Source organism: Micromonospora sp. ATCC 39149, assembly GCF_000158815.1.
In the GTDB taxonomy this organism is placed as follows: Bacteria; Actinomycetota; Actinomycetes; order Mycobacteriales; family Micromonosporaceae; genus Micromonospora.
The window spans coordinates 2,268,134-2,293,987 of record NZ_GG657738.1; the positions used below are offsets into that span (position 1 = coordinate 2,268,134).

The window sequence follows — 25,854 nt, forward strand, 5'->3', positions numbered from 1 at the left end:
TGGGGTTAAGGCCGGTCCGGAACGTGGCGCGATGGCCTAGGGCCGGGGCCAGAGCACTGGGCAGATGGCGGGGTCCGAGTAGTCGGGAGCGCCTTGGGCGTCCTGTCTGCAGAGCAGGTCGTTGAGGTGCACGGTGCGCCGCCCAGACTCCTCGACGTGGGCGACGTACCGGTTGCCTTCGTCCTGGAAGTGCAACGCCAGCGCAAGCCGGTCACGGTCGGCGCTGCGGTTGGGTTCGCTGCCGTGGATCAGGCGGCAGTGGTGGAAGCTGACCTGGCCGCGTTTCAGGCGAAGCTGTACCCGTTGGGCTGGTGAGCCGCCGAAGGACTGCTCCAGCTTGCCCATGTCGTGCTCGTTGAACGTCCTCATCCACTCGGTGTCGGTCCGCCGGTGGCTGCCGTCCATGAAGGAGAGAGCTCCGGTCTCGCCGTCGCAGTCCTGGAACGGGATCCAGGCGGTGAGCATGTTGCGCGACGAGCAGGTCTTCCAGTACGCGGCGTCGACGTGCCACCCGACGACGGAGTCGACCAGATCCAACCCCGGCGGCTTGCAGATGAGCTGGTCGTGAAACAGCCGGATGGTCCGGGATCCGGACAGCACAGCCGCCGTCTGGGCGATGACGGGCAGTTCGAGCAGTTGGCGGAGGTCGTCGTTCTGCAACGACACGTAGTCATTGAGACGCACGATGTTGCCGTGCTCCGGCCGCCAATCGAGATATCCGCCATTGATCAGCATGGGATGGTCGCGCTCGCCCGCGTAGTGCCGCTCGGCACCGAGCGCGGCGGTGTCCAGCACGTCGTCCGGAATGATCTTCGGCGAGACCCACCAGCCGTGTTCCTGGTAGAACGCCACGTCCTCCGCCGTCGGCAGGTAGGTGCGGGTGTCGGACACGATCTGTCCTTTCGTGCTCGGTTGTGGTCACGACGCGGCCTGCCGGCCCGGTTGCGACCGCATGACTGTCAGTGAGGCGCCGAACGGCACATTGGGATAGACGTTGAGTTCCGTCGGGATCCGTACATGCAGCAGCGCCGGCGCGGTCTCGTCGCGCCACAGCCAGCTGAGCGCGTCGGCCACCTCCTCCGGCTCGGAGACCGACCGGCTGTCGATGCCGTACGCCTGGGCCACGCGCGCGAAGTCCGGTGCGTCATAGCCCTGGACCGTGGTCGGGTAGCGCCCCTCGAACGCCTCCTCCTGGAGCTGGCGGACGGATCCGTGGGCTCCGTTGTCGACGATGACCAGCTTGATCGGCAGCCGACCGCGGGCGACGGTCTGCAACTCCTGGATGTTGAACTGGAAGGCGCCGTCACCTACCACCACCACCACGGGGCGGCGCGCGTGGCAGGCCACACCGATGGCCGCCGGGAACGCCCATCCACACGGTCCGAGCCCGAGAGCGGGTAACAGCCGCTGCCCCTGCGCGGGTCTGAGCGACTGGCAGGCCCACCAGAGGTGCTGACCGGCATCGATCACGAACGCCGCCGCCGGGAGTGAGGCCGCGGACAACTGCCGCATCAGCACATTCGGGTTGATTCCGGCGTGCCCGGTGAGTTCCTCGGTGTCCGGCCATTCGGCCCGCATCCGGTCGATGTGGGTACGCCAGTCTTCGTGTTCCGGGAAGACCCGCCCGTCGGACGCCGCCAACCCCGCGTCGATGAAGCTGCGCAGATCGGCGACGATCGCACGAACGCCCCGTACCCGGCGCATCTCTCCGGGATCGCAGTCGACCTGGACGACCCTGCGGCCCCGGCCCCATGCCGCGACGTCGGCGCCCAGGGTGCCGAAATCGAGCCGAGCGCCGAGCGTCAGCACGAAGTCGGCCTCCGAGACGGCCAGGTTGACCCAACGGTTGCCGTACATCCCGATCATGCCGAGCCGCAGCGGGTCTTCGGCGGGGAGCACGTCCAGCGCGGTCACGGACGCGGCCACCGGCGCGCCGAGACGCCGCAGCAGGTGTCGTGCGGCGTCGGCGGCACGGGCAGCCTGCACACCGCCCCCGATCAGGACCAGCGGCCGCGCCGCCGAGGCCAGCTCATCGAGCACCTCGGTGATCGTGTCCCGGTCCACGGCCGCCGGCACGGTCGCGGCGGCGCGGCGCGGCGCGGCCTCCGGCGGGACGCTCATGGTCTGCACGTCGGACGGAAGTTCGACCAGAACCGGTCCAGGACGGCCCTCGACGGCCAGTCGCATCGCCCGGTCGAGCAGTTCCGGGACCTCGTCACCGGAGCGTGCCCGCCAGGCCGCCTTGGTGACCGGCACGGCCATGGCGACGACGTCACACTCCTGGAAGCCGTACTGCCGGACCGGCCGCTCGCCCTTGAGGAGATAGCTCTGCACCTGGCCGGTGACGAAGACGGCGGGAACCGAGTCCAGGTACGCGCTCGCGATGGCGGTCAGCATGTTCGTGGCACCGGGGCCGGCGGTGGCGAACGCGACGCCGGGTGTGCCGGCGAAACGGCCCACCCCGTCGGCCGCGAAGGCCACAGCCTGCTCGTGGTGCATGGTGACCAGATCGATGTCACCACGCTGGTGGATTGCGTCCAGAATCGGTGCGATCATTCCGCCGGGAAGAGTGAACACCTGGGAGATGTCGTTCGCCGAAAGCCACTGCCCCACATATTCGCTGACGCTCTTCTTCCCGTCGCTGCGCGCTGGAAGCTCTATCACGACACTCCACCTAGAACGTGTTCTCGGTCGGCCAGCTCTTGAGTTCGGGTAGACAGTTTTCGACAAAGTACCGCATGTTCCGGACTCCATCCTCCTCGGGCATGCCATGGAAAATGGTGAGAACACCCTGCAGGTCGAGCGCTTTGTGGAACTCGTCAAAACGGCGTAGCACATCGTCGGGCGTGCCGTACACGACGGAGGCCGGGGGTAGATCCAGGTCCTGCTCCGGCGAGTCCCGCATGGCTCGGTAGAACTCGTAGCTCTTCATGGCACCGAATTCAGGGGCGCTCATGCCGTAATGGCGGACCGCGAGGCGATGGCTGGCCTGGTGGTATTTCTTGGCGAGTTCCAGGGCCCGGTCACGACTGGGGTCCACCACGACGTTGGCCGACAGCAGTGGCCGCGGCGCCGATCCGCCGTTGACCTGGGCCCAGGTCTGCCGATGCCGGTCGACGTCCTGCGCGATCAACTCCAGCGGCTTGACGACGATATGCATCGAGCCGAGGCCGAGCCGGGCCACCAACGGTGCCGACTCGGGCGAGACCGAGGCGCTGAAAACCCTTCCCGAGAACGAACGGAACGGGCGGGGCCGCAGTTCGCGGCGGGGCTGCCGAGTGATCTCGCCGCCTTCGACAACCCCGGTGCCAAGCGCTGCGAGCAGAAGCGCGGCGCACTCCTCGAAGCGGGCGCGGGACTCCTCGATCGGCACCCGCAGGCCCTCGAACTCCTCCTTGGAGAGGCCGCGGCCGATTCCGACGACGACCCGCCCACCGCTGAGATGGTCGGCGAGGAGGACCTGTTCCGCCAGGCGCAGCGGGTCGTGCCACGGCAGCACGAGCACGGCGGTGCCCAGCCGAATGGTGCTGGTACGACCGGCGAGGTGGGACAGCAGTTGCATCGGATCGGCGATCAAGCCGTAGTCACTGAAGTGGTGCTCGGTGACCCACACCGAGTCGAAGCCATTGGATTCAGCCTCTACACAAACCGCTATCTCCTTGCGCAGAAACACGTCATCGGGAATTTTTCCCAAATTCTGGAAAGCCGCTTCGAATCCCACGTGCACAGGGGTGCACCTCACCTGATCAAGGCCATAAGGCAATGGGTCACACATCGGCATGGATCATTCTTATCCGAGACTAGCCACCACCCGGCAAGCCGTCAAGCGTTTGACAACTCTCTATAAGTTCGTAGGATATCGACATGATCACACCCCGCCCTGCCAGGCGCTTTTAAGATCATTCCGCCCCACCCTGATGTCAGGTTGATCATCAATCACTGATTCAACCACACCAATGATAGGCATACATGCATGAATATCGATCATGATTGCCGACCTAGGGTGGGTCCCAGTTCCCGCACGGACCACCTGGCCGACCGGGGCGCCGACGGACATCCGGCGTTGAGCCACCGCACGGAGACCATCAGCTACGCGGCCCTACGACAGCGCGTCGACCGGGCCGCCGACGGCCTGCGCCGCCGGGGAATCGGCCGGGGTGACCGCGTGCTGGTCTACGCGGACAAGCGGATCGAGACGGTGGTCGCGATGCTTGCCGTGGCGGCGACAGGCGGCGTGTTCGTGCCGGTGAATCCGCAGTTCAAGAAACGCCAGCTAGCGCATGTGATCGGTGACTGCGCGCCGCGTGCGCTCGTCACCGTGGCCGAGCGCCTGGCGACCGTCCGGGCGGCGGGCGGCGACCGCGTCGAGCACCTGCTGACACTCGACGGTCTCGCGGCCGAGGCGGCGTTCAGCACCGGCGGGGCCACCACGGCGACGGTCGACGCCGGGACGGTCGAGACCGACCCCGCGGCGATCTTCTACACCTCCGGCAGTACCGGGCCCCCCAAGGGTGTCGTCGTCTCGCACCGGAACCTGATCGCCGGCGCCGAGAGCGTCGCGGGATATCTGGCACACCGCGCCGACGACGTGATCCTGTCGGTTCTGCCGCTCAGCTTCGACGCCGGCTTCAGCCAGGTCACCACGGCTCTCGCCGCGGGCGCCCACCTGGTCCTCGCCACCTACCTACGGCCCGGGCAGGTGGCGTCGCTGTGCGCCCGACACCGGGTCACCGGACTGACCTGCGTGCCGCCGATGTGGCGCGAACTCGCGGCCGTCGAGTGGCCGGCCGAGGCCGCCGCGAGCCTGCGCTATTTCGCCAGCACCGGCGGCGCGATGCCGCGAACCACGCTGAACGGCCTGCGCCGGCGGTTCCCCCGAGCGAAGCCCTTTCTCATGTACGGGCTGACCGAGGCGTTCCGCTCGACGTACCTGGACCCCGCCGAGGTGGACCTACGGCCGGGGTCGATCGGAAAGGCCATCCCGAACGCCGACGTACGCGTGCTACGGCCCGACGGCACCGAGTGCGAGCCCGGCGAACGCGGCGAGTTGGTCCACCGCGGGGCCACGGTGGCTTTGGGCTACTGGAACAGCCCGGAAGCAACCGCCCAACGCTTCCGCCCGGTGCAGCCGGGCAACCCCGGCCTACGGGAGGAGGTCGCGGTCTGGTCGGGTGACCTGGCGTACCGCGACGAGGACGGGTTTCTCTACTTCCTGGGGCGGACCGATGAGATGATCAAAACCTCGGGATACCGAGTCAGCCCGACCGAGGTGGAGTCGGCGGCACTCGCCACAGGTCTGGCAACCGAGGCGGTCGCGTTCGGCGCCGAGGACGAAAAGCTGGGCCAGCGGATCGTACTCGTCGTGACCTCACCATGCGACACCGCACGGCTCACCGAGGCGCTCCGTGAAACGCTGCCCAGCTACCAGCTCCCCAGGACCACTGTGGTCGTGCCCGAGCTACCGCGCTCCCCCAACGGCAAGTACGACCGGGTCGCCCTGCGCCGTACGATCCTCGAAGCTCCGGCATGAGCGATCGCTCGGGCTCATCCGCCGACGATCCGCCTGGCCGTTCGCACCGCGAGCGCGCAGGCCGCCAGAGTGGGATTGGTCGCGCCCGCCGTGCGCAGCAGCCCGGTGCCGGCGAGGTAGAGATTGTCGAATCCCCAGACCTGACCGTGGTCGTCGACGACACTCTGCGCATCGCCCGGCAAGCCCATACGGGTGGTACCCAGCAGATGCATGGAGCTGCCGGGGCTGAGCATCTGAGGCGAGCGTCCCGGCAGGAACGGGCCCAAGAACGCGCCGACGTCACCCAGATCCGCCAGCGCGGCCCGCAGCCGGTCGCGGTCACCATCGCTCAGGCGGTACTCGAACGTCGGCTGCGGCAGGCCCAGCGCGTCGGTCCCGCCCGCGCCGAAGGCAACCCTGTTCTCGAAGCGCGAATCCATGATCGCGTACCAGTAGAGCGAGAGGATCAATCGCTCGTCGAGCCGCCCCTCCAGCGCCTGCGCGTCGTAGCCGTCGCACACGAGCAACGAGTGGAACGGCCGGCTGGCAGTCACCGGGATGACGACACAGGGGTCCGGCCCCGCCGCGTCCCGGTCGGCGCCGAGCGACACCGGGTCGAGCACCACCTGGGCATAGGCCAGCGGATGTTCGGCCAGGTACCGTCCCAGCGGCGACGCGGCGCCGCGCCCGATCCCCGAGGCCCACAGCAGCGCCGGCGTCCGGACGGCACCGGCAGCCACCAGGAAGGAGTCGGCCCTCACCACGCCGGTGCTCCGGGTGTCGAGGTCGACGACCCGCGCCCCGGTGACGCGACCGGAGGCGAGCTCCAAGCCGGTCACCGCGCGGTTGTCCAAGAGCCGGATGCGGGCTCGCGCCGACTCGGAGGCGATGTCGGCCAGTACCTCGGCGGGCCCGGTCCAACGCACGGTGCGGGGCTCGCCCGGCCTCAGCCGCGCCGCCAGCGGCGCCGGACGCGGCGCTGTCACCTCCGCCAACCGGCCCATCAGGTAGTCCTGCCGGGCCGAGCCGGCCGTCGCCTCGAACCCGACGCCGAGCAGCCGCTCGGCCTCTTCGTAGGAGCGATCCCAGGACTCCGCCGGGATGCCCCCCCACTGCTCGATCAACGGGTGCAGTCGCGGCGACACGCAGTTCCACAACACGCCCATGCCGCCGTGGACGCTGGTGAGCCGGGCGCCGACCATGTTGCTCCGCCCCGGTTGCTGGGGGTTGATGCCGTTGCCCGCAGGCATCGGCGGCGCCGCGGGACGCGGGGCGAACCCCTCGGCGCGGCGCACCGACGCGGGCCGCAGGCACGACCGGACCAGGTCGAAGTGGAAGGCCCGGTCGGCGCGGCACGACGGCAGGTTCCGCAGGTGCGTGCCCGGCTCATCGGCCAACCCGGTGCCGCCTTCGATCAGCACCACGTCGACGCCAGCCTCGGCGAGACAACGAGCCGCAACGGCACCGACGATGCCCGCCCCGACGATCGCCACCACTGCACTCATCGTCACACATATATTCCTAGCCCCACCGAGAGGTATTCGTGTCATGACACGCGGGTCCCAATCCGACGCTGCCCACGTTCACACCCCACCGCTGTCCGCCGGGCAGCAGAGCCTCTGGTTCCTCGACCGCCTGCACCACGGCAGCGCCGAGTACCACATTCCGGAGGCGTATCGACTGACCGGGGCGCTCGACGAGCCGGCTCTGGAGCAGGCGATCGACGCGCTGGTACGTCGGCACGAGATGTTGCGGACCTGGTATCGCGTGGTGGACGGCCGCCCGGTGCAGGGGACCTCGCCGCACACCCACCTGCCGTCGTCCATCGAGGACATCAGCGGGCTGCCGCCGGTGCTGCGCGAGCAGCGGGTGTCCAACGCGCTGCTCGGTGAGTGGTATCAGCCGTTCGACCTCGGATCCGGCGCGATGCTGCGCTACCGCCTGCTGCGGCTCGGGCCGCAGGAGCACGTCCTCGTTCTCACGGTTCACCACATCGCCTCGGACGGCTGGTCCCAGGCCGTCCTACGGGACGAGTTGTCCAAGCTCTACGCCGCCTTCCACGCCGGTCGTCCTGACCCCCTCCCGCCGCTCGCAACCAGGTACTCGGACTACGTGCGCTACCAGGCCGACCGGAACACCGACTCGGTCGCGTACTGGGTCCGGCAGCTCGCCGGTCTGCCCGACGTGCTCACCCTGCCGACCGACCGGCCCCGGACGGCCCGCGTCACGACGCCGGGCGGGGTGATCCGCACCCCACTGCCCGGTGAGGTCACCACACGACTGAAGGAGCTTGGTGCCCGCGACGGCACGACGCTCTACATGACCCTCCTCGCGCTCTATGCGGCGCTGCTAGCCCGGCACAGCGGTCAGGACGACATCGCGATCGGCACCCCGGTCGCCGACCGGCCCCGGGTCGAGTTCGAGAGGCTGGTCGGCTTCCTGGTCAACACCCTGGTGATCAGGGTCGGCGTACGGGCGGGCGAGGCGTACCGCGATCTCGTGGCGCGGGTCCGACGCACGGTGCTCGACGCCCAGCGGCACCGCGACGCGCCGTTCGAGCGGGTGGTGGACGCGGTCTCACCGCCGCGGCGGGTGGACGTCACTCCGCTGTTCCAGGTCATGTTCGCGCTGCAGGCGGTTTCCGACCAGCCGCTGTCGCTGGCCGGTCTGCGGGTCGACGCGCTGGAGATCCCCGGGGTCCGCGCCCGCTTCGACCTGGAGCTGCATGTCTGGGAGAGCCCGACGACGACCACGCTGGTCTGGGTCTACGACGACACCCTGTTCGACCGCGAACGCATCGAACACCTTGCTGCCGACTACCTGGGCATGGCAGCCCGGTACGCCGAGCAACCAATGAGCACGGTCGCGGCTCCGCTGCCCGTGCGGGCTCCCGCGCACGCGCCCGCCGCCGCAGCGTCAGCCGTCGCCCCGGCCCAGCCCGAAGCTCCCACAGCCGGTCCGGCGGAGATCCAGCAGGTCGTCGGCCAGCTCTTCGGCGAGGTGCTCGGGCTGGCCGAGGTCGGTCCGGACGACAATTTCTTCGCCTTGGGCGGCCACTCCCTGACGGCGCTCAGCCTGGCCGAGAAGCTCAAGAAGACGCTGGGCGTGGAGGTCGACGTACGGGAGGTCTTCGCCGCGCCCACCGTCGCTGAGATGAGTGCCCTGCTGTCCCGGCGCCCCGGCTGACCGCGAACCATGCCGAACGCCTTCAGCAACCTCTGGGAACTGTTTCGCGGCGTCGCGGGCCGTGTGCCACACGCCACCGCCCTGGTCGACGAGGACCGAACGCTCACCTACGACCAGACGCTGCGCCGGTGCGTCGAGGTGGCGGCGGCCCTGCGGACCGCCGGGATCGTCGCCGGCCAGGCCGTGCTGGTCAGCACCGACCACACGATCCAGGGCGTCCTCGCCCTGCTCTCGACGTACGCGGCCGGCGCCGTGCCGGTCCCGGTCGACCCGGACGCGCCCGCGCCGCGGTTGCGCCGCACGCTGGAACTCTGCGGTGCCGGGGTCGCGCTGGTGGACGAGACCGGCCAGGCGGCGTTGCAACAGCTCGGCGTGCCCCTGGTCCGGGTGGACACCGCCACCGCCCCGACCGAGGCTGCCGTCGCCGCCAGTTCGACCGCCGCGTCGCCGGCCTACATCCTGTTCACCTCCGGTTCTACCGGCGACCCGAAGGGCGTCGTGGTGACCCAGGCGAATCTGCTGTCGCTGATCGACCGCGCCGGCGAATGGGACACCTCGACGGGTGAGGACGTCTGGGCCTGCTTCCACGCCTTCACGTTCGACGTTTCCATGTGGGAGATCTGGCGCCCGCTGTCGCTCGGCGCGCAGCTCTACGTCGTGCCACGGGCCGCGCAGACGGATCTGCGGCTGGCCTACGCACTGCTCGCCGAACGCGGTGTCACGTCGCTGTGCCAAACGCCGACGGCCTGCCGCGTGTTCGCCGAACACGTCGCCGGGACGGGCGTTCCCGACCGGCTCGCCCGCCTGCTGCTGGCCGGGGAACGCCTGGATTTCGCCGCCCTCAAGCCGTTTCTGACGGCGGTCGCCGACGGACGGCTCGAAATCTGGAACGTATACGGTCCCACCGAGGCCACGGTCTACGCGACTGCCTACCGGATCACCTCCGACGACATCGAACGTGAGCGCCGATCGCTCATCGGCCGCCCGCTGCCCGGCGTCAGCACCCGGGTTCACGAGCCTGCCGCCGACGGGGTCGGGGAGCTGTGGCTCGCCGGACCCGGCATCGCGGCCGGCTATCTCGGCGACGCACCACTCACCGAGGACCGTTTCCTAGCCGATGAACAGCAACGCTGGTACCGCACCGGCGACATGGTCCGCGACGTCGGTGGCGGCATGATCGAGTTCCTCGGGCGTAACGGGGGGTATCTCAAGGTGCGCGGCTTCCGGGTCGAGCCGGGCGAGATCGTCGCGGCGGTGACGGCGTGCTCCGGCATCACCGACGCCGCAGTCGCCGTCGTCGACACGCCGTACGGACAGGCGATCGTGTGTGCGGTGGTGCGCAGTCCCGCAGGCATCGTCAGCGAGCTGGAGCTGCGCCGGCATCTGGGGCAGACCTTGCCCTCCTACATGAGACCGGGCCGGATCGTCTTCGTCGATCGGCTACCCCGGCTCTCCAGCGGCAAACTCGACCCACACGCTCTGCGCCGGCTCGTCGAGGAGCGAATGTGACCCTCCGCTGTGCGTGAGGCTGAAACCGGCGCGTCCTGGCGGTGCCGAATAGGCCCCCTCACGCGTACGGGTTGGTGCCGGCGCGGACGGCCGCGAGCAGGCCGGCGATCCGCGCCTGGCTGACCCGGTACGGGCCGGGGCCGAAGCTGACCCGGGCCACGCCCAGCCCGGCCAGCTCGGCCAGGCTGGGCCCGCCGGGCTTGAAGCCGACGTTCACCGGGGCGTCCGCCCCGGACACGAACTCCGCGATCCGCTCCGGGTCGGCCAGGAAGATCGGGTAGACACAGTCCGCCCCGGCGGCCCGGTAGAGCCGGGCCCGGCGGATCGCCTCGGCGGTGCGCCCGGCCGCGTCGCCGGCCTCGCGCAGGTACAGATCGATCCGGGCGTTGAGCACCAGCGGCACCCCGGCCGCGTCGGCCGCCGCCCGTACGGCGGCCAGCAGGTCGGCCTGCTCCTCGGCCTCGTACAGCGCGCCGGTGCGCGGGTCGGAGTCCTCCAGGTTGCAGCCGACGACGCCGGCGGCGAGCATCCGCTCGACCAGTTCGGCGGGGCGCAGACCGTACCCCCGCTCCAGGTCGGCGGTGACCGGGACGGGCACGGCACGCACGATCCGGGCGACGGCGGCGAACGCCTCCTCGACCGGGGTGGCCTCGCCGTCGGCGTACCCGAGGGACTCGGCGACGGCGGCGCTGCTGGTGGCGACGACCGCGAAGCCGGCGGCGACGACGGCGCGGGCGGACCCGGCGTCCCAGGCGTTTGGCAGCACCAGCGGGTCGCCGGACTTGTGCAGGGCGCGCAGCGCGTCGGCGCGCTCGACGGAGGTCGATGGGTTCTCGGTCATCCCCGCATCATGGCAGTTCCGAGGGCGGACCCGGTTCTTCGAGATGGCCGTGTCGCCGGTCGCTGCGGGCTGGAGGCGGTTGTGGCCAACGCCACCCGACTACTCTGACCGATCGGTCAGGTTCTGACCGATCGGTCAGGCATGCTGGTGGGCGGGAGGTGGCCGGCATGGCGCGGGCGGTACCGGAGACACACGCCGAGATCCTGGCGGCGGCGGGGCGGCGGTTCGCCGTGACCGGATACAAGGGCACCTCGTTGCAGGACATCGCCCGTGAGGTCGGCGTCTCGAAGGCCACCGTGCTCTACCACTTCGCCAACAAGGAGGCCCTGCTCACCGAGCTGATGGCCCCGGGGCTAGCGGCGTTGGTCGAACTCGATGAGCGGATCGCCGGGTTGGGCGGCGGTCAGGCCCAGCGGATCGCCGCCGAGGGCTTCGTCGACCTCGCGGTGCGCTTCCGCCGGCAGATCGCGCTGCTGCGGGGCGAGTTCCCCACGCTGCTCCGGCAGCCGGCGTTCGCGCACGTGCAGCAGATCTCCGAGCGGCTGATCGCGGCGTTCGCCGGCCGCTCGACCCACCTGGCCGCCCGGGTCGCGGCGCTGGTCGTGCTCGCCGGGATCGCCGAGACCTGCGGCGAGTTCGGCGATCTCGGCGACGACGAGCTGCGCGACGCCCTGCTCGGCCTCGTCCGGCGCGCGCTGGTGCCGCCCGACTGACCCGACCACCGCCCGGCACCCGCACGACCAGTTCACCCCACGACTCCACCCATGACCGAGGACAAGGATCTGATGGCGACCCTGTTGTACCGGCTCGGCCGGGCCTCGTTGCGCCACCGGCGGCTCGTCGCCGTCGTCTGGCTCGTCGTGCTCGTCGGCCTCGGCATCGCCGCGGCGACGCTGCGCGGCCCGACGGCGAGCAACTTCACCATGCCCGGCACCGAGTCCCAGCGCGCGATCGACCTGCTCACCGAGCGGTTCCCGGCGGCCAGCGGCGCCACCGGCACCATCGCCGTGAAGGCACCGGCGGACGGCCAGCTCGCCACGCCCGAGGGGCAGGCCCTGGTCAAGCAGGTGACCCAGGAGGCCGCCACCGTGCCCGGAGTGGTCGGCGCGGTCGACCCGTACCAGTCCCAGGCGATCTCCCCGAACGGCCGGTACGCGCTGATCCAGGTGCAGTTCGCCGGCCGTGCCGACGAGGTCACCGACACCCAGCGCGACGCGTACGAGAAGGTGGGCGCGCAGGCCGAGGCGCAGGGCTGGCAGATCGCCCCGGGCGGCGAGGTGCTCGGCGGCGAGCCGGAGGTCGGCTCCACCGAGGCGCTGGGCGTACTGGTGGCGGCGATCGTCCTGGTCATCACGTTCGGGTCGCTGGTAGCAGCCGGCATGACCATGCTCAACGCGCTGATCGGCGTCGGCGTCGGCATGGCCGGCCTGTTCGCGCTCAGCGGCACGGTCGAGCTGACCAGCACCGCGCCGATCCTGGCCCTGATGCTCGGCCTCGCGGTCGGCATCGACTACTCGCTGTTCATCACCTCCCGGCACCGGCAGAACCTGGTCGACGGGCACTCCCCGGAGGAGGCGGTCGGCCGGGCCGTCGGCACCGCCGGCTCCGCCGTGGTGTTCGCCGGGGCCACCGTGGTCATCGCGCTGGCCGGCCTCGCGGTGGTGGACATCCCGTTCCTCACCGTCATGGGCCTGGCCGCCGCCGGCACGGTGACCGTCGCCGTGCTGGTCGCCATCACCCTCGCCCCCGCGTTGCTCGGTTTCGCCGGCAACCGGGTCCTCCCCCGCCGGTTGCGCCGGGCCGGCAGCACGGCGGTGGGCGGGACGCCGGCCGCCGAGGAGCGCGCCGGGTCCGCGCCCGTCGAGGCGGCCGCCGAGGACCGGTCCGGCTTCGGCTTCCGCTGGGCCCACCTGGTCATCCGGCTGCGCGTACCGGTGATCCTGGTCGCCCTGCTCGGCCTGGGCCTGCTCGCGGTGCCCGCCCCCGACATGCGGCTGGCCCTGCCGGACGCCAGCACCGCGTCGGCGGGCTCGCCGGCCCGGGTGAACAACGACCTGATCCGGGAGGGCTTCGGCCCCGGCTTCACCGGCCGCCTCGCGGTGGTCGTCACGGCCGATTCCCCGCAGGCCACCGCCGCCGCGGCCCCGCAGGTCGCCCGGCTCATCCAGGCCACGGACGGGGTGCTCGCGGTGGCCCCGCCGCAGACCGACCCGACCGGACGCACCGCGCTGCTCGGGGTGATTCCCCGCAGCGGCCCGACCGACGAGGCCACCGAGGAACTGGTGCACGACATCCGTCGCCAGGTCGCCGGGGTCACCGGCGCGGACGTGCTGCTCACCGGCGCGACCGCGATCGGCATCGACGTGTCGCAGAAGCTCTCCGACGCGATGCCGGTCTACCTGCTGCTGGTCGTCGGCCTGTCGATCCTGCTGCTGATGCTGGTGTTCCGGTCGATCCTGGTGCCGGTCAAGGCGGCGCTGGGCTTCCTGCTCACCGTCGCCGCGACGTTCGGCATGACGGTGGCGGTGTTCCAGGAGGGGCACCTGGCCGGCCTGGTCGGCCTGGACACCCCCGGCCCGCTGATCAGCTTCCTGCCGATCCTGCTCATCGGCATCCTGTTCGGCCTGGCCATGGACTACGAGGTCTTCCTGGTTTCCCGGATGCGGGAGGACTACGTGCACGGCGACAGCGCGCGCCAGGCCACGATCAACGGCATGGGCCACGGCGCGCGGGTGGTCACCGCCGCCGCGCTGATCATGATCTCGGTCTTCGGCGGCTTCGTCTTCCTCGACGACCCGGTGATCAAGTCGATGGGCTTCGCGCTCGCCGTCGGCGTCGCGATCGACGCCTTCGTGGTCCGGATGACCATCGTCCCGGCGGTGATGTCACTGCTCAACGCGGCGGCGTGGTGGATACCACGCTGGCTGCACAGGGCGCTGCCCAACGTGGACGTCGAGGGCGAGGGCCTACGCGCGCACCTCGCCGAGAAGGAACCGGCACACGTCTGACGCTGTGCAAGGAGGGGCCCCCTGTTAACGCATTCTGTTGTACAGGGGGCCCCTTCAAACACCACTCGGCACCGCCCACTCACACCCCCGCCGGGTACGTCTCCATCTCGCCGAACGTGGTGAGCGCGGGCAGGGGGCGCACGGCCGTGGTCTCGTCGCACCAGACGAACGCGTCGTAGCGCTCGCCCAGCCGGGTCGGCACGTAGTTGCCCCACGACTCGAAGCTCGGGTCGTACACCACGCCGATCGCCCGGTGGTCGTGCTCCTCGGTGACCCAGCCGGGCTGGTCGGGGCCGCCGAAAACCAGCACCGCCCGCTCGGGCAGCAGCTCGTGCAGCCGCCGTTCCACCGAGCCGGGGCGGGCCGGCGGCACCACCATCTCCTCGGCCGGCGAGCCCCAGCGCGGCGCGGCGATGACCTTGCCCCGGTAGCTGCCGAAGCCGATCAGCGCCACGGCGTCCGGACCGTGCCGCTCGCGGGCGAGCTGGCCGATATTGATCATCCCGCCGGTGGCCATGTCGGTGGCCCGGGCATCGCCGACGTGGGTGTTGTGCGCCCACACGATCCCGCGCGAGCCGGGGCCGTGGAAGTCCAGCAGCCGGTCCAGGGTGTCGGCCATGTGGATGTCCCGGACGTTCCAGGAATGCGGCCCGCCGCCCATCATCGCCCGGTAGTAACGCTCCGCGCCGGCCACCACCTCCGCGTTCTGCCACGCCGAGAAGCGGTCCGGGCCGTCCGCGGTGGCCTGTTCCCGGGTACGGGCCAGCAGCCGCACCACCTCCTCCTCGCAGCGGGCCGAGGCGAATCGGCTGGCGGCGCCGTACTCCTCGATCCGCCGCCCGTACGGCTCGAAGCACCGGTACGCCTCCTGTGCGGCCTCCAGCGAGGCCGGCTCCTCCTCGCCCAGGTAGTCGAAAATCGCCTGCATGGACTCCCAGAGGCTGTAGACGTCCAGCCCGTGGAAGCCGGCCCGCTGCTCCTGCGGGCGTTCCTGATTCCAGGCGCGCAGCCAGCGACAGAAGCGGGCCACCTCGGCGTTGGACCACATCCAGGTCGGCCAGCGGATGAAGCGCTCCAGCGCGGCCTGCGGATCGGCGAGCCCGCCTGGAGCGACGGTGACCGACCGGTGTACGCGCTCGCAGTCCGGCCAGTCCCCCTCGACCGCGACGAAGCGAAAGCCCTGCTCGGCGACGAGCCGCCGGGTGAGCTGCTCGCGGAGGCGGTAGTAGTCGTGGGTACCGTGCGTCGCCTCGCCGATCATGACGATCCGGGCACCCCGGATCCGCTCCAGCAGGGGATCGAAGTCGCTCGGCGCTCCGAGCCGCTGTACCAGCATGTCCGCGGCTACCCGGCCCCCGCCGGGGCAAACCGCTCACCGACGCGGACGGGCGGGCATGGGACGCGCGGGCATGGGGACGCGCGGGCATGGGGACGCGCGGAGCGGGTAGGCGACCGGCATGACCGTCAGTGGGCTGCAACTGCAGGAGTACGTCGCCGGGCTCGACTACCCGGTGTCCCGGGAGGACCTCGTCCGCTGGGGCCAGGAGAACGGTGCCAGCACCGAGGTGTTGCAGATGCTGCGCGCGCTGCCGGCGGAGGAGTTCTCCTCCCCGGCGCAGCTGGCCGAGGCGTTGAGCACGCTCGCCTGAGCGACCGCAGGTGCTTGCAGGGGCCCCCTGTACAACAGAATTCGTCAACAGGGGGCCCCTGCAAGCACCTCAGCGGAGCAGGCGGTGCAGGGTGATCCACTGCTCGGGCCAGACCTCGCCGGCCAGGGCGTCCCGGTCGAGACGTACCGCGCGCAGCGCCGCGTCCACCCGGGCGCGGGGGCGGTGGCGGCTCAGCGAGGCGGCCACGCAGCCGCCGGACCCGCCGAATCCGACCTCCACGAACCGGCGGTACGCGGGCAGGTCGCCGGGCGGCAGCAGCGGCTCGGCACGCCGGTCGAGGCGCAGGATGCCGGCGTCGACGCGGGGCACCGGGCGAAACGCGGTCCGGGGCACGGTGCCGGCGAGCCGCCACGCGTACTCGGGCCAGGTCAGCACGGTCAGCCGGCTCCACCGGCCGGCGTGGCCGGTGCGCTTGCGGGCGTACTCGAGCTGGGTGAGCAGGGTCGCCGACCGCAGCCGGTCGGCCGCCAGGCACCAGCGAACCACGGCGGCCGTCAGCGACCAGGGGATGTTGCCGACGACGGCGAACGGCTCGTCGGGCGCGTCCGCCGCCAGGAAGTCGGCCCGACGCAGGCTCACCCCGGGCAGGCCGGCGCAGGTCACGGCCAGGTCGGCGGCGGCGACCGGGTCGACCTCGTACGCCACCAGCCGGCCGCACCGGGCGGCCAGCGCGCGGGTCAGCCGGCCCCGGCCGGCGCCCACCTCCAGCAGCAGGTCGCCGGGGGCTGGTCGGGCCGCGCCGACGATCCGCGCGACGGCGGCCGGGTCGGCGAGGAAGTTCTGGGACAGTACGCGACGGGACCGGTCGCGTTCGGTGGCACGGGTACGGCGGGGCGCCATAAGTCGTCGTCCTGTCTGTCGCCGGTGGCGACGGGCACGGACAGGCGGCCGGCGGGCAGCCGGCGGGTGGGCCTGTCCGGTCGGATGGGGACTCGGACGGCCCTCGGCGCGTGGGACGCGGGCGGCGTTCACCGCCCGACCGGCGGCTCCCGGCGCGGCTCGGCGCGGGGAGCAGGGGTCGGGTCGGCGGCGACTGTGCCGCTCAGCGGGCGGGTCGGATCGACGGAGGCGATCAGGCGCGGGTCGCGTCCCGGCCGGCCGGGGCCGGACGCCGGACTCGCGGGCGGGCCACCAGCAGCGGGGCCCACGCGGCCGGCGTACCGGCCACGTCGATCAGAGCGTGCGCGGACATGCGGGGGATGGTACGCCGGGACGCCCCACCCCGCGACCGATTTGCCGGCACCTCTGGCCCGCTGCGCCGGCGGATCACCTGTGTCACCCGCTGGCCGCATCGACGCCGGCGACGCCCCGATCCCGCTAACCGGACGACGGGCCGAACTCGGGTTGTGAGCGGACCACACCGCCGATCTGCACCGTTCGGGTCGATCGGGCAGCCGCCAAGCTGCCGCGCAAGCTCGACCGCCCGGTGCAGGCCCGTCTCACCCGCGGCCGGTGGTGATGCCGTCTCAGCCGGGGAGGGTGACGGTGCGGCCCTCGGCGCGGGCGGTCCCGGCGGCGTCGAGGACGACCACCACGTCGCGGCCGAACCGGACGTCGCACCGGTGGTCCCGGGTGCCGGCGTCGATCTCCTCCATGAGCTGGTCAATCGCCACACCGAACGCGGTCAGCGAGCTGCCGTCACCGGGCGGGACCGTCTGCACGCCACTGTCGCCGTAGAAGGTGAACTCGCTCGCGACCGCCTCGAGCGGGGCGTCGAGGGTGAGCGAGACGGTGCTCGTCGCGCCGCCGGAGTGGGTGAGCAGCAGGTGGACCAGGCCGCGCGGGCCGTCCATCGCGGCGACCCGGGTCACCGGGCCAAGCACCGGCAGGATGATCGACAGGGCGTGCGGGCCGATGTCCCACAGCGCGCCCCGGTCGCGGCGCCATCGCGAGCCGCCGTACGGGCTGCCGGGCTGGAAGATCGACCCGAACCGGACCGCCTTGGCGGTGTGCCAGCCACCCGCGGCGGCGGTCGAGGCGAGGAAACCGGCGATGTTCGGCTGGAAGCGGCTGGTGAAGAAGACCACGGAGGCGACGCCGGACTGCCCGGCGGCGGTGACGACCCGGTCGGCGTCGGCGCGGCTGAGCGCCAGCGGCTTGTCCAGCAGCAGGTGCCGGCCGGCCGTGGCGGCCCGGACGGCGATATCGGCCTGGACGTCCGGCGGGAGTGCCACGGCGACCGCGTCGCAGGCGTCGAGCAGCGCGTCGACCTCGGTGAAGGCGGGCACCCCGTGCCGGCCGGCCAGTGCGGCGGCCCGGTCGGGGTTGCGGCCCCAGACGCCGGCCAGTTCCGCGCGGGGGTGCGCGTCGATGCCCGCCGCGTGCGTCTCGGCGGCCCAGTGGCCGGTGCCGAACAAACCGAACCGCAGCACGGTGCACCCCCGGTGTCCGTCGTCGGCCCCGGCGAGCCCGGGGCCGTGATCCACGCTAGCCTCCCGGCCCGCCCGACGCAGCCGACGCGGCGGGAACGGAGACACACACGCCAGGCCCAGGCGGTACGCGCCGCGAACGCGCCACCAGGCCAAGGGGGCACGCGCCGGGGGCACGCGCGGGACGGGGGCTCGGCGACCGGGCCGGGAGGGTGTACTACACGGCTTAGTAGGCTGTCCCGGTGACCGAGACTGCGCCCCCGTTGACGTCGATGACCAGCGCGGCCGTGGCCGGCTCGCCGGTGGACGGGCTCCTGGCGACGACGACGATCGTGCTGTCGCTCGTACTCGCGGTGTGGGCGCTGGTGGCGGCGGTCCGCAACCGGCCGCCGGACCGCATGCAGTTCGCCGGCCTGGCCGTGCTGGAGCTGGCGCTGCTCGCGCTGGCGGTGGTGACGCTGGTCGCGCTCGGCGGCGGCGAGCGGCCGGGCGAGCCCGGCGCGTTCTTCGGCTACCTGGTGACGCTGGTCTGCCTGCCGCCGCTGGCCTGGGTGCTGGCCCGGATGGAGCCGACCCGGTGGGGCTCGGCGATCGTCTGCGCGATCTGCCTGGTCACCCCGGTCGTGGCGGTCCGGCTCCAGCAGACCTGGGAGGTCGTCGGTGGTTGAGACGCGGGCGCCCCGGCAGGCCACCAACACGGGGCCGGGGCGGCTGCTGATCGCCGTGTACCTGCTCTTCGCCATCGCCGCGACCTCCCGGGCGGGCCTCCAGATCGCCACCCGGTTCGCCGAGGCGCCGGTGGCGTACCTGCTGTCGGCGCTGGCCGCGCTGATCTACATCGTGGCCGCCGTGGGGCTGGCCCGCGCCGGGCACACGGGCCGGCGGGTCGCGCTGGCTTGCTGCTCGGTGGAGCTGGCCGGAGTCGTCGGCGTGGGTGTGCTCAGCCTCGCCGACCCGGAGCTGTTCCCCGACGAGACGGTCTGGTCGGGGTTCGGCAGCGGGTACGGCTACGTCCCGCTGGTGCTGCCGGCGCTCGGCCTGCTCTGGCTCTGGCGCACCCGCACCCGCTGAGGCCCCTCACCCGTCGTCCGCACCATGCTCCACACCGACGACCGGGTGAGAAGGGTGCCCCGCTATACCGTAGGCGTTGACGAGGTGCCCTTCCTTACCCGTCAGTCCTTCGGGCCGCCGGCCACGTAGACGACCTGGCCGGAGACGAAGGACGCGCCCTCGCTGACCAGGAACGAGATGGTGTGCGCGACGTCCTCCGGGCGGCCGACGCGGCGCACCGGGATCTCCGACTCGGCGTGCTTCTGGAAGGCCTCGAAGTCCAGCTTCATCCGGGCGGCGGTGGCGGCGGTCATGTCGGTGACGATGAACCCGGGCGCGACCGCGTTGACGGTCACCCCGAACGGGCCCAGCTCGATGGCGAGGGTCTTGGTGAAGCCCTGCAGGCCCGCCTTCGCGGCCGCGTAGTTGGCCTGGCCCCGGTTGCCCAGCGCCGAGGTGCTGGAGAGGTTGACGATCCGGCCCCAGCGCCGCTCGACCATGTGCTGCTGGGCGGCCTGGCTGAACAGGAACGCGCCGCGCAGGTGCACGCCCATCACCGTGTCCCAGTCGGCGTCGGTCATCTTGAACAGCAGGTTGTCGCGGAGCACGCCGGCGTTGTTGACCAGCACGGTGGGCGGGCCCAGCTCGGCGGCGACCCGCTCGACGGCGGCGCTGACCTGCGCCCGGTCGGCCACGTCCGCGCCGACGCCGATCCCCCGGCCGCCGGCCGCCACGATGGCGTCGACGGTGTCACTGGTGGCCGACTCCTCGATGTCGACCACGGCGACGGCCAGCCCGTCGGCGGCCAGCCGGCGGGCGGTGGCCGCCCCGATCCCCCGTGCGGCCCCGGTCACGATGGCGACCCGCTGCTCCTCCGACATGACTACCTCCCGGTAACTTGCGGCGACCCCGGGAGCGTAGCCCACCCGTCGGCCATCAGAACTCGGCGCCGCGGCAGAGCCGGATCCAGCGGTAGCCGTAGCCGGAGAGCTTCAGGGAGTCGAGCTTGCCCACCTCGCCGTAGTGGCGGTCGGCGAGCACGTCCATCGGCAGGTCCGCCTCGGCGGCGAGGCCGCCCAGGTCGACCTCCACGTCCTCGGCGCCGAGGTTGTGCAGAAAGACCATCGTCCCGGTCGGGCCGTCGGCCCGGTGCGCGAGGGCCCCGGCCGGCATCGGCACGTCGATGTGGGTGGTCGACCCGGAGCCGATCTCCGGGGCCTCGCGCAGCGTCCGGATCATCCGCTCGAACCAGGACAGCAGCGAGCGCGGGTCACCGCGCTGGGCGGTGACGTTGACCTTCTCGTACGAGAAGTCGCCCGAGTCGATCACCGGGCGGACCAGCTTCTCCTCCTCCGCCGTGGAGAAACCGGCGTTCGGCTTGAACGACCACTGCATCGGGGTACGGATCGCCTCCCGCCCCGGCAGCGACAGGTCCTCGCCCATGCCGATCTCCTCGCCGTAGCGCAGCACCGGCGTGCCGCGCAGCGAGAACTGGAGCGCGTACGCCAGCTCGACGCGCCGGCGGTCGTTGCCGAGCATCGGGGCGAGCCGGCGGCGGATGCCCCGGTCGTAGATGCGCATGTGCTCCTCAGGGCCGAACTCGGCGTACACCTGGTTGCGCTGCTCGGCGGTCAGCCGCGACAGGTCGATCTCGTCGTGGTTGCGCAGGAAGGTGGCCCACTGGCCGCCGGCGGGCAGCATCGGGGTGTCCCGCAGCGCCTCGATGATCGGCTCCGGGTCGCGCCGGGCCAGGGCGAGCATGAGCCGGCCGTTGAGCATGAAGTCGAACAGCATGTGGATCCGGTTGCCGGAGCCGCTGCCGTCGCCGAAGAAGGTGGGGAGCTGGTCGGGCTCCACGTTGGCCTCGGCGAGCAGGACCGCGTCGCCCCGGCGCCACTGAACGTGCTGGCGCAGCTCGGTGAGGAACTCGAAGTCCTTCGGGGAGTCCGGGTTGTCCGGCTCGGTCAGCTCGATGATGAACGGCACGGCGTCCATCCGGAACCCGGAGACGCCGAGCTGGAGCCAGAACGAGACGATTTTCTTGACCTCCGCGCGCACCTTCGGGTTCGCGAAGTTGAGGTCCGGTTGGTACTTGTAGAACCGGTGGTAGTACCAGGACTTCGCCGTCCGGTCGTACGTCCACGTCTCGTTCTGCTCGCCCGGGAAGACCATGCCCTGGTGCCGGTCGGCGGGCTCGTGGTCGGACCAGACGTACCAGTCCCGGTACGGCGAGTCCGGCGACGAGCGGGCCGACTGGAACCACGGGTGCTGGTCGGAGGTGTGGTTGACCACCAAATCGATGATCACCCGGATGCCCCGGTTCTGTGCCTGGTGCAGCAGCTCCGCGAAGTCGCCGAGGGTGCCGAAGCGCGGGTCCACGTTGTAGAAGTCGGTGACGTCGTAGCCGTCGTCCCGGTTGGGCGACGGGTGGATCGGGTGCAGCCACAGGCAGGTCACCCCGAGCCGGGCCAGGTAGTCCAGCCGGCCGATGAGGCCGCGGATGTCGCCGACCCCGTCGCCGTCGGAGTCCGCGTACGTGTCGATGTCGAGGCAGTAGACGACGGCCTCGGAGTACCACCTGTCACCCATGCCGGCGTACCTTCTCCGATTCGGCACGCCGGCAAACGCGAATGCTTCCGCGTCGCGGACGTTAGCGTTCCGGGCATGAGCATCGGATCGGGTAGTGGGCACCGCGACGTCGACTGGGCGCAGGGCGACTGGCTGCACCGGCCGGTACGGGCCGAGCCGACCCCGGACGGCGGGCTGGTCGTGGAGCCGGGCTCGGGCAGCGACTTCTGGCGGCACACCAGCTACGGCTTCGTGCACGACGACGGCCCGGCCCTGCTCGCCCCGCTGCCCGGGGGCAGCGCCGTGGAGGTCGACTTCCGGTTCGACTTCACCGAGCAGTTCGACCAGGCGGGCGTGCTGGTCCGGGTGGACGAGCGGAACTGGGTCAAGGCCGGGGTGGAGATCAGCGACGGCGAGCCGCAGGTCGGCGCGGTGGTGACCCGGGAGTTCTCCGACTGGTCGGTGGCACCGGTGCCGCAGTGGTCGGGGCGGACGGTGACCGTGCGGGTGAGCCGGGCCGGCGACGCGCTGACCGTTCGGGCCCGCGCCGGCGGCGAGCCGTGGCGGCTGGTCCGGGTGGCCCCGCTCGCGCCGGACGCCGAGGCGTCGGCCGGGCCGTTCTGCTGCTCGCCGACCCGGGGCGGGCTGGCCGTGGTGTTCACCGGTTGGCGGCAGGGCCCGGCGGACGCGGCGCTGCACCCCGAGCACTGAGCGCCGCGTCGGGTGGGCCCCGTCACCGGCGGGTGTGGTCGCCCGCCGACTGGGTAACACCTCCTGATCCCCCGGAGGTTCCACGGAAGGACACCCATGGCCCTCGCCCAAGACGTCGAGCCGTCGCAGTTCACGGGGCTGACCGGCTGGGTGGCCGGCGTCATCGAGGCGACGGGCGCGGTCGGGGTGGCCCTGCTCGTGGCCCTGGAGAGCATCATCCCGCCGATCCCGAGCGAGATCGTGCTGGCCATGGCCGGCTACCTCGCCTCGCAGGGCCGGTTCAACGTGGTGCTGATCGTCCTCGCCGCGACGGTCGGCTCGCTGGTCGGGGCGCTGGTGCTCTACTGGCTCGGCGCGGCGATCGGCGAGGAGCGGCTGAAGCGCTGGCTGGACCACATCCCGTTGGTCGACCGCGACGACCTGGAGAAGGCCGACCGCTGGTTCGAACGGCACGGCCGGTGGGCGGTGCTGATCGGCCGGCTGGTGCCGGTGGTACGCAGCCTGGTGTCGGTCCCGGCCGGGGCGAACCGGATGCCGCTGGGTGAGTTCGTCGCGCTGACCACGCTGGGCAGTGGGGTGTGGAACGCGCTGATCGTGGGGGCCGGCTTCGCGCTCGGGTCGCGCTGGGAAGAGGTGGACCGGTACAGCAGCTGGTTCAACTACGCGATCTTCGCCGTATTCGGGGTGATGATCGTGAGCTGGGCGGTGAAGAAGGTACGGCGCCGCGCGCGGCGCGACCGGCAGTCCGTGACCGCCGGCCGCTGACCGCGCGCGAATATGCGTGGCGGGTGGCCGGGGACGAGGGTGAGAAGGGGCCCCTTCTCTACCGCAGGCGTTAAGAGGGGGCCCTTCCTTGCTCGCGGCGCAACACCGCCTGCTCAAGAGCCGTCCACGTCGTCGTGGTGACCAGGTAGAGCACCCCCGCCAGCGGCATCACCAGCGCCACCACCACGGTCAGATACGGCAGCAGCGGAAGCACCCGGCCCAGAATGGCCGCCCCCGGCTCCTCGGCGGACGCACCCGTCCCGGTGCCACCGGCCGCCCCCGTGCCGGCCGCTCTGCTGCCACCGGCCATCGCACCGGCCGCCGCCGCGCGCCGGGCCCGCCGAGACGACCACCAGGCCAGCGCCACCAGCGCCGCCAGCAGCGTCCCGAACAGCGGGCCGGCCGCCCCGGCCAGCCCGTCGGAGAGGTGCCAGCCCAGCGGCACCCCGGCCAGCCGCTCGTCGAGCAGCCCGGTGCCGCCGTCGTCGGTGCTGAACAGCCGGTACATCACCAGGAAGAACGGGGCCTGCAGGAGCGCAGGGAGGCAGCCCGCGACGGGGCTCGCCCCGGCCGACCGGTACAACGCGAACAGCTCACCCTGGAGCCGGGCGGGGTCGGCGGCGTGCCGGCGTCGCAGGTCGCGGACCTGCGGGGCGAGAACCGCGCGACGCCGCTCCCCGCGTACCTGGGCCAGGGTGAGCGGCGAGATCAGCAGGCGGACGGCGATCGTGAACAGGACTATGGCAGCGGCCGTGGCGGCCCCGCCGGTCAACGGGTGCAGCGTGTCGGCGAGCCGGGTGACGGCGGTGACGGCGACACCGACGGCGGCGTGCAGCGGTGCGAAGGCGAGCATGGGTGACCCCTCGGTCCGGTTTCCGGTGGTGTCCGGCGGCCCGTGGGCGGGCGCGGCGGGACGGACGACGGCGGAACCGGCCGGGCAGCAGGGTGGCAGGCCGCTGCCGCGACCCACGCGATGAGCGGAGGGCGGGCGTCGCCCGCGCCACGGACCCGGTGACCGGTGCCGGCAGGGGCCGACGCCGCCCGGGGAGCGCTACCCGGCCGAGGGGGCCGGACCCGGTGCGCGGGGGCGGGGACGACCGGCGGCGTCCGGGTCGACCTGTCGGGGTACGCCCCGGCGGCGGGCGCGTTCGCGCAGGCCCACGCCCCGGCCGCCGGTTCGGGCAAGCGGGCCGGACGCCCCTGCCGGACGCCCGGCGATCAGCACGGTGAGCAGCACGGCGGCGGCCACCGCCGCCCCGACGAGCACCTCGGCGGGGCGGTCCGCGACCAGGGTCAGGTGGGTGAGCGCGTACGCCCACATCCCCGTCACCGCCAGCAGCAGCCCCGTCACGCCGGCCAGGGTAGGCCCCACCGTCAACGGCGAAAGGTGGGTGCGCTCCCTGCTCGCGACGCGCGGGGCGACACGCGGCCCCGGCGTTTCCCCGCACCGACACGTTGGGTAATGCGCCGTCGACGTCGCGGCACGGTGCCGCGACCGGCACGGAACGGACGGTGAGGACGATGAGCGGGCCAGTGGCCGAGCGGGAACGGCACGCCGCCCCGGGCGGCACCGACCTGTTCACCGTCGGCGTGGAGGAGGAGTTTCTGCTCGTCGACCCGCACACCGGCACCGCCGTGCCGGCCGTCGACCTGGTCATGGAGCAGGTGCCGGCGGAGCTGCGCGGACAGGTGGAGCGCGAGTTCCAGACCAGCCAGATCGAGATCGGCAGCCCGCCGGGGCTGGAGCTGTCCTCGATCCGGCACTCCCTCGGGGTGCTGCGCCGGGCGCTGGCCGACGCCGCCGAGCGGGCCGGCGTACGGGTGCTGGCCATCGGCACCGGCCCGGTCGACGGCCCGGTTCCGCCGGTGGTCGACAAGCCCCGCTTCGACCGGATGATCGAGCGGTTCCGGCTGTTGGTGCCGGGCCCCGGCAACAACGGCATGCACGTGCACGTCGGGGTGCCGGACCCGGAGACCGGGGTTCGGGTGCTCAACCACGTCCGGCCCTGGCTGCCGATCCTGCACGCGGTCACCACGAACTCCCCGTTCTTCGCCGGGGAGGACACCGGGTACGCGAGCTGGCGGTCGGTGGAGTGGGAACGCTGGCCGTCGGTGGCGCCGACGCCGTACCTGGAGTCGCACGAGCACTACGAGCGGCTGATCCGGCAGCTCATCGCCAGCGGCGTGATGCTCGACGAGGGAATGCTCTACTGGTACGCCCGGCTGTCGGCGAAGTACCCGACGGTGGAGATCCGCATCGGCGACGTCTGCCCCTCGGTGGACGACGCGGTGCTGGTCGCCGCGCTGGTCCGGGCCCTGGTGGCGACCGCGATGACCGACATCGCCGAGGGCCGGCCGCCCATCCGCACCGACCATCACCTGCTGGTGGCCGCGCACTGGCGGGCCGCCCACGACGGCCTGGAGGGCCAGTGCGTCGACCTGACCGACGGCGAGCTGCGCCCCGGGTGGGAGCGGCTGGACTCCCTCGTCGAGCGGCTCGGCCCCGCGCTGGAGAGGCACGGCGACCTGGCGGAGGTGACCGACCTGCTGGGCGGGCTGCGCCGACACGGCACCGGGGCGGCGCGGCAGCGGGCCGTCTTCGCGCGCACCGGGAGCCTGGTCGACGTGGTGCGGGACGTGGCCCGGCAGACCCGTGCCTGAGCGCGGC

23 protein-coding genes are annotated in these 25,854 nt (G+C 72.1%); 11 read left to right on the forward strand and 12 right to left on the reverse strand.

From position 1 onward, the window contains the following. Positions 1–36 precede the first annotated feature (36 nt). Genes MCAG_RS09405 through MCAG_RS09415 form a run of 3 tightly spaced genes read right to left on the reverse strand, consistent with a single transcriptional unit; the run spans position 37 to position 3,721 of the window. A complete protein-coding gene (locus tag MCAG_RS09405; RefSeq protein WP_007072731.1) occupies positions 37–891 on the reverse strand; it encodes a phytanoyl-CoA dioxygenase family protein in 855 nt (284 codons plus the stop codon). A 27-nt stretch (positions 892–918) separates the two neighbouring features. Continuing rightward, entirely contained in the window at positions 919–2,664 is a 1,746-nt protein-coding gene (locus MCAG_RS09410; protein WP_050777919.1) for a thiamine pyrophosphate-binding protein, read from the reverse strand. Positions 2,665–2,674: 10 nt separating this feature from the next. After that, positions 2,675–3,721 carry an LLM class flavin-dependent oxidoreductase gene (locus tag MCAG_RS09415; RefSeq protein WP_198141529.1) on the reverse strand — a complete coding sequence of 349 codons (1,047 nt, stop codon included), beginning with the start codon at positions 3,719–3,721 and terminating at the stop codon, positions 2,675–2,677. A gap of 252 nt (positions 3,722–3,973) precedes the next feature. Between MCAG_RS09415 and MCAG_RS09420 the strand changes: the two genes are divergently transcribed. Continuing rightward, the gene (locus tag MCAG_RS09420) at positions 3,974–5,530 is read left to right on the forward strand and encodes an acyl-CoA ligase (AMP-forming), exosortase A system-associated (RefSeq protein WP_007072734.1); all 1,557 of its coding nucleotides are present in this window, start codon (positions 3,974–3,976) and stop codon (positions 5,528–5,530) included. A 14-nt stretch (positions 5,531–5,544) separates the two neighbouring features. Here MCAG_RS09420 and MCAG_RS31740 read toward each other — a convergent pair whose 3' ends face one another. After that, the gene (locus MCAG_RS31740; RefSeq protein WP_232290368.1) at positions 5,545–7,014 is read right to left on the reverse strand and encodes a GMC oxidoreductase; all 1,470 of its coding nucleotides are present in this window, start codon (positions 7,012–7,014) and stop codon (positions 5,545–5,547) included. Between the two features lie 43 nt (positions 7,015–7,057). On the opposite strand from MCAG_RS31740, the gene MCAG_RS09430 reads away from it, so the two are divergent. Both MCAG_RS09430 and MCAG_RS09435 read left to right on the forward strand, forming a co-directional pair. Beyond that, the gene (locus tag MCAG_RS09430) at positions 7,058–8,695 is read left to right on the forward strand and encodes a condensation domain-containing protein (RefSeq protein ID WP_036372949.1); all 1,638 of its coding nucleotides are present in this window, start codon (positions 7,058–7,060) and stop codon (positions 8,693–8,695) included. Positions 8,696–8,704: 9 nt separating this feature from the next. Next, the gene (locus MCAG_RS09435) at positions 8,705–10,204 is read left to right on the forward strand and encodes an amino acid adenylation domain-containing protein (RefSeq protein ID WP_007072736.1); all 1,500 of its coding nucleotides are present in this window, start codon (positions 8,705–8,707) and stop codon (positions 10,202–10,204) included. A 58-nt stretch (positions 10,205–10,262) separates the two neighbouring features. Here MCAG_RS09435 and MCAG_RS09440 read toward each other — a convergent pair whose 3' ends face one another. Further along, a complete protein-coding gene (locus MCAG_RS09440) occupies positions 10,263–11,045 on the reverse strand; it encodes an isocitrate lyase/phosphoenolpyruvate mutase family protein (RefSeq protein WP_007072737.1) in 783 nt (260 codons plus the stop codon). Positions 11,046–11,212: 167 nt separating this feature from the next. Between MCAG_RS09440 and MCAG_RS09445 the strand changes: the two genes are divergently transcribed. Beyond that, positions 11,213–11,758 (forward strand): TetR/AcrR family transcriptional regulator, encoded by a 546-nt coding sequence (locus tag MCAG_RS09445; RefSeq protein WP_036372951.1) that lies wholly within the window; start codon positions 11,213–11,215, stop codon positions 11,756–11,758. Positions 11,759–11,830: 72 nt separating this feature from the next. Then, positions 11,831–14,053: an MMPL family transporter gene (locus MCAG_RS09450; RefSeq protein WP_007072739.1), complete on the forward strand. Its 2,223-nt coding sequence runs from the start codon at positions 11,831–11,833 to the stop codon at positions 14,051–14,053. 79 nt (positions 14,054–14,132) lie between these two features. Here MCAG_RS09450 and MCAG_RS09455 read toward each other — a convergent pair whose 3' ends face one another. Further along, a complete protein-coding gene (locus tag MCAG_RS09455; protein WP_007072740.1) occupies positions 14,133–15,389 on the reverse strand; it encodes an erythromycin esterase family protein in 1,257 nt (418 codons plus the stop codon). A gap of 121 nt (positions 15,390–15,510) precedes the next feature. Here MCAG_RS09455 and MCAG_RS09460 point away from each other — a divergent pair, with 121 nt between their 5' ends. Then, a complete protein-coding gene (locus MCAG_RS09460; protein WP_007072741.1) occupies positions 15,511–15,702 on the forward strand; it encodes a DUF2795 domain-containing protein in 192 nt (63 codons plus the stop codon). A gap of 69 nt (positions 15,703–15,771) precedes the next feature. On the opposite strand, the gene erm is transcribed toward MCAG_RS09460, so the two are convergent. Together erm and MCAG_RS09470 are read right to left on the reverse strand one after the other, a co-directional pair. Continuing rightward, positions 15,772–16,563 carry an ErmE/ErmH/ErmO/ErmR family 23S rRNA (adenine(2058)-N(6))-methyltransferase gene (gene erm / locus MCAG_RS09465; RefSeq protein ID WP_007072742.1) on the reverse strand — a complete coding sequence of 264 codons (792 nt, stop codon included), beginning with the start codon at positions 16,561–16,563 and terminating at the stop codon, positions 15,772–15,774. 626 nt (positions 16,564–17,189) lie between these two features. Then, a complete protein-coding gene (locus tag MCAG_RS09470) occupies positions 17,190–18,095 on the reverse strand; it encodes a Gfo/Idh/MocA family protein (protein WP_007072744.1) in 906 nt (301 codons plus the stop codon). A 269-nt stretch (positions 18,096–18,364) separates the two neighbouring features. On the opposite strand from MCAG_RS09470, the gene MCAG_RS09475 reads away from it, so the two are divergent. After that, on the forward strand, positions 18,365–18,760 hold the full coding sequence (locus MCAG_RS09475) for a hypothetical protein (protein WP_050777920.1): 396 nt from the start codon (positions 18,365–18,367) through the stop codon (positions 18,758–18,760). Beyond that, entirely contained in the window at positions 18,753–19,163 is a 411-nt protein-coding gene (locus tag MCAG_RS09480) for a hypothetical protein (RefSeq protein WP_007072746.1), read from the forward strand. Before MCAG_RS09475 ends, MCAG_RS09480 begins: the two co-directional genes overlap by 8 nt. Before the next feature lie 101 nt (positions 19,164–19,264). On the opposite strand, the gene fabG is transcribed toward MCAG_RS09480, so the two are convergent. Next, positions 19,265–20,023 carry a 3-oxoacyl-ACP reductase FabG gene (fabG, locus tag MCAG_RS09485; protein ID WP_036372953.1) on the reverse strand — a complete coding sequence of 253 codons (759 nt, stop codon included), beginning with the start codon at positions 20,021–20,023 and terminating at the stop codon, positions 19,265–19,267. Between the two features lie 55 nt (positions 20,024–20,078). Next, positions 20,079–21,731 carry an alpha-amylase family protein gene (locus MCAG_RS09490; protein WP_007072748.1) on the reverse strand — a complete coding sequence of 551 codons (1,653 nt, stop codon included), beginning with the start codon at positions 21,729–21,731 and terminating at the stop codon, positions 20,079–20,081. A gap of 75 nt (positions 21,732–21,806) precedes the next feature. Here MCAG_RS09490 and MCAG_RS09495 point away from each other — a divergent pair, with 75 nt between their 5' ends. Together MCAG_RS09495 and MCAG_RS09500 are read left to right on the forward strand one after the other, a co-directional pair. Continuing rightward, on the forward strand, positions 21,807–22,421 hold the full coding sequence (locus MCAG_RS09495) for a DUF1349 domain-containing protein (RefSeq protein WP_007072749.1): 615 nt from the start codon (positions 21,807–21,809) through the stop codon (positions 22,419–22,421). A gap of 96 nt (positions 22,422–22,517) precedes the next feature. Then, positions 22,518–23,186 (forward strand): DedA family protein, encoded by a 669-nt coding sequence (locus MCAG_RS09500; RefSeq protein ID WP_007072750.1) that lies wholly within the window; start codon positions 22,518–22,520, stop codon positions 23,184–23,186. Between the two features lie 70 nt (positions 23,187–23,256). On the opposite strand, the gene MCAG_RS09505 is transcribed toward MCAG_RS09500, so the two are convergent. Continuing rightward, positions 23,257–24,039: a membrane protein insertase YidC gene (locus tag MCAG_RS09505; RefSeq protein WP_036372956.1), complete on the reverse strand. Its 783-nt coding sequence runs from the start codon at positions 24,037–24,039 to the stop codon at positions 23,257–23,259. Between the two features lie 198 nt (positions 24,040–24,237). Further along, complete coding sequence (locus tag MCAG_RS09510) at positions 24,238–24,537, reverse strand: DUF6412 domain-containing protein (protein WP_232290120.1); 300 nt, start codon at positions 24,535–24,537, stop codon at positions 24,238–24,240. 161 nt (positions 24,538–24,698) lie between these two features. Here MCAG_RS09510 and MCAG_RS09515 point away from each other — a divergent pair, with 161 nt between their 5' ends. Then, on the forward strand, positions 24,699–25,847 hold the full coding sequence (locus MCAG_RS09515) for a glutamate--cysteine ligase (RefSeq protein ID WP_007072753.1): 1,149 nt from the start codon (positions 24,699–24,701) through the stop codon (positions 25,845–25,847). The last annotated feature ends 7 nt before the right edge of the window (positions 25,848–25,854 follow it).